The organism is Streptomyces sp. NPDC038707, assembly GCF_040636485.1.
Lineage (GTDB): Bacteria > Actinomycetota > Actinomycetes > Streptomycetales > Streptomycetaceae > Streptomyces.
In genome coordinates, this window is record NZ_JBEZUP010000087.1 from 1 (window position 1) to 2,719 (window position 2,719).

At 66.7% G+C, this 2,719-nt stretch carries 3 protein-coding genes; 2 read left to right on the forward strand and 1 reads right to left on the reverse strand.

Going from position 1 to position 2,719, the window contains the following annotated elements; genetic code table 11:
• Window positions 1–68: 68 nt before the first annotated feature.
• Window positions 69–1,322: an IS21 family transposase gene (gene istA / locus AB0E62_RS39855; protein WP_362205991.1), complete on the forward strand. Its 1,254-nt coding sequence runs from the start codon at window positions 69–71 to the stop codon at window positions 1,320–1,322.
• A 3-nt stretch (window positions 1,323–1,325) separates the two neighbouring features.
• Window positions 1,326–2,147, forward strand: a complete 822-nt coding sequence (istB, locus tag AB0E62_RS39860) for an IS21-like element helper ATPase IstB (RefSeq protein WP_362205994.1) — start codon at window positions 1,326–1,328, stop codon at window positions 2,145–2,147.
• A gap of 1 nt (window position 2,148) precedes the next feature.
• Here istB and AB0E62_RS39865 read toward each other — a convergent pair whose 3' ends face one another.
• Entirely contained in the window at window positions 2,149–2,616 is a 468-nt protein-coding gene (locus AB0E62_RS39865) for a hypothetical protein (protein WP_362205997.1), read from the reverse strand.
• Window positions 2,617–2,719 lie beyond the last annotated feature (103 nt).

Consider the following 2,719-nt stretch of genomic DNA (forward strand, 5'->3'; position numbering starts at 1 on the left):
TGTCGCTGCTTCGTGAAAACTGACCCCCTGGCAGTCTCCGAATCTTGACCCCTCCGGACTCTTGGAGGGTGCTGAACGTGGAGGACTGGGCAGAGATACGCCGGCTGCATCGAGCGGAAGGTGTGCCCATCAAGGAGATCTCGCGGCGACTGGGGGTGGCCCGCAACACGGTGCGGGCCGCGTTGTCCTCGGAGCGACCGCCGAAGTACGAACGGGCACCTCGGGGATCGGTCGTCGACCCGTTTGAGCCGCAGATCCGTGCTCTGCTGAACGAGTGGCCGCGGATGCCGGCACCGGTCATCGCCGAGCGGATCGGCTGGCCGCACTCGATGCCGCCGCTGCGGAAGCGGCTGGCGGTGATCCGGCCGGAGTACGTCGGCATCGACCCGGTCGACCGCGTGACCTACGAGCCCGGCGAGATCGCCCAGTGCGATCTGTGGTTCCCCGAGACGAAGGTGCAAGTCGCTGCCGGGCAGGAACGGGTCCTGCCGGTGCTGGTGATGTCGCTCGGTTTTTCTCGCTTCATGACCGCGACGATGATCCCGACCCGCCAGGCCGGCGACATCCTCTCGGGCATGTGGTCACTGATCAGTGGCATCGGCAGGGTTACCAAGACGCTGGTCTGGGACCGTGAGTCCGCGATCGGGGGGACCGGGCGGGTGACCGCTCCCGCGGCTGCGTTCGCTGGAACGCTTGCCACCAAGATCAAGCTGGCGCCGCCCCGCGACCCGGAATACAAGGGAATCGTTGAACGCAACAACCAGTACTTGGAGACCTCGTTTCTCCCCGGCCGGCAGTTCGCCTCCCCGGCCGACTTCAACGACCAGTTGGGCGACTGGCTGATCAGGGCCAACGCGCGGACGGTCCGCTCGATCCAGGGCCGGCCGGTCGACCTGCTGGAGACCGATTACCTGTCGATGCTCCCGCTGCCGCCGATCACTCCGCCCATCGGGCTGAACCACCGGATCCGGCTGAGCCGGGACTACTACGTCCGCGTCGACACCGTCGACTACTCGGTCGACCCGCAGGTCATCGGCCGCTTCGTCGACATCACCGCCTCCCCGCAGGAGGTCAGGGTCCTCTGCGAGGGCCAGCTCGTCGCCCGACACACCAGGTCCTGGGCCAAGCAGGCGGTGGTCACCGACCCGGTCCACGTCGCAACCGCCGCCCGACTGCGTCAGGCCCTGGCGCTCGACCGCGAAAGACGTGCGGCAGCCACCCGCCAACACGCCGACGGCCACAGCGTCGCGCTGCGGGCCCTGCCGGACTACGACGCCCTGTTCGGCGTCGACTTCAACCCGCCGTCCACGAAAGCGAAGTGACCCATGACCACGGCCATCAAGCCCGGGCTGTCCACCACGGTGACCGGGCCGAAGGACGGTATGCCGTCCATGCTCGCTTACCTGACCCGGGTGCTGAAGATGCCCACGATCGGTGCGACCTGGGAAGAGCTCGCTGAGCAGGCCCGCGACCAGAACTGGTCCCACGAGGAGTATCTGGCCGCCCTGCTGCAGCGGCAGGTCGCCGACCGCGAGTCCAAGGGCACCATGATGCGGATCCGCACTGCCCACTTCCCCCAGGTCAAGACGCTGGAGGACTTCAACCTCGATCACCTGCCATCGCTGCGGCGCGACGTCCTTGCCCACCTTGCGACCGGCACGTTCGTCGCGAAGGCCGAGAACGTGATCCTGCTGGGGCCGCCCGGCATCGGGAAGACCCATTTGGCCATCGGCCTCGGGGTCAAGGCCACCCAGGCCGGCTACTCGGTCCTGTTCGACACCGCCAGCAACTGGATCGCCCGCCTCGCGACAGCCCACCAGGCCGGCCGCCTGGAGGCCGAGCTCAAGAAGATCCGCCGCTACAAGTTGATCATCATCGACGAGGTGGGCTACATCCCGTTCGACCAGGATGCGGCGAACCTGTTCTTCCAGCTCATCGCATCGCGCTACGAGCAGGGCTCTGTGATGGTCACCTCGAATCTCCCCTTCGGGCGGTGGGGAGAGACCTTCTCGGATGACGTCGTGGCCGCCGCGATGATCGACCGCCTGGTTCACCATGCCGAGGTTCTCACCCTGACCGGCGACTCCTACCGCACCCGCCAGCGACGAGAACTGCTGAACAAGGAAAACGGCGCCGGACGCCGGTAATTCACAGCGCCCACCAGCAATACAACCGCTGACCGGAGGCCCGCGCGCGCTGAGCCAGTCCTGCGAGCCCCTTCAGAACATCCGCCGCGGCCTCGGCGCCGATCCGAATCTGCCGGAGTTCGTCGGTCTTCGACCACGGCTCAGCAAAGCGCACGAGGTCGTCCTGCGTCGCCGTGACGAGGGCATCGAACAGGGTGTCCGACAAGCTGACCACAAAGGGTGGGCCGTCCTCCGGCGATGACAGCAGCTGCCCGGACCGTGGGCGTTCGCTGGCCTCCTCATAGCTGCAGCCCGTCATGATGGCTTCGAGCTGGGCGATCGCGACGACCGGGTCGATGTTCTTGAGGAGGAACGCGTCGAGCTCCGCTCGACCCGGTCCTCCCGGAGACTGCAGGACCGCGACGGCAGCCTGGTCGTCAGCGGCGGAGAAGTAGTCACACAGCGTCATGCCGCCGATTTTGGCATCCACGGCTGACAACCCTGACGACACGACCAGGGCACTCGGCGGCCAACAACATGGGGGGTCAGTTTTCAGAGACTCGCCGGGGGTCAGATTTCAGAGAGCGTTGACA

What these genes read in the sequence shown, in the direction of transcription:
- istB (WP_362205994.1), top strand. Translation starts at nt 1,326, where the DNA reads ATGACCACGGCCATCAAGCCCGGGCTGTCCACCACGGTGACCGGGCCG.